This is a genomic window from Synechococcus sp. H55.2 (genome assembly GCF_047462495.1).
In the GTDB taxonomy this organism is placed as follows: domain Bacteria; phylum Cyanobacteriota; class Cyanobacteriia; order Thermostichales; family Thermostichaceae; genus Thermostichus.
On sequence record NZ_JANSJH010000228.1, the window covers coordinates 1 to 675 of the forward strand.

Below are 675 nucleotides of genomic sequence, written 5' to 3' on the forward strand. Positions count from 1 at the left end.
CTCTCCTACCCAAATCCACGCCAATTGCCTTGGTGGTGTCTTGTGGCTCCGGCGCCTCAGACTCCACGCAAATTTGAATGGAGTAGGAGCCGTCTTGGCGCTTGACCAACGTGGCTGCTTTAGGGTTTGAGCCTGCTAACATGCCGCGCTGGTAGTTACTTATATCCAGCTCAAAGCGTTCGCGTCCCTCAACGGTGGTCAGCGACACCGTCCAGTCTTTTTCCCGAAAAGAGAAGATGCGGGCATCGTAGGTAACAAAGCCAGACTTGAACGCTTTGACCGGACGATTCTTTTGCTGGGCAACCTTGCGGGCAGCGGCCAGCCTTCTGCATACCTGTTGTGCCAGGTTGCTGGAGAGCCCAAAGCGGGTACGAATTGCGCGGTAGCAGAGCGATTGAAGCTTGACTGGGTTGACCACCTTCTCTGGTGTGTTTTGGTTGACCCAGTTGAGTGCTTGTGCAAAAGCAGACAAGGTTGCCTCTAGCTTCACGGCTTGCGAAGCAGACACCTTGAGCTTGCAGGAGATAGTCAGGACTTGGGCCATGTCACGATTATCCATCGTCCGCATTTCTCCCGACCCTGACCCTACGGGTACAGGGCGGGGCTCCTGCGGTTTCTAGCTGAGCAGCCCAGGCAGAGTCAAGCGACCTCCCTAGCGGGCGGTGTCGCCCAACA

1 pseudogene is annotated in these 675 nt (G+C 56.3%); it reads right to left on the reverse strand.

The window, feature by feature from the left end:
• A pseudogene (locus NW844_RS13065) lies at positions 1 to 544 on the reverse strand (RNA-guided endonuclease TnpB family protein); the annotation flags it as partial.
• Positions 545 to 675: the final 131 nt, after the last annotated feature.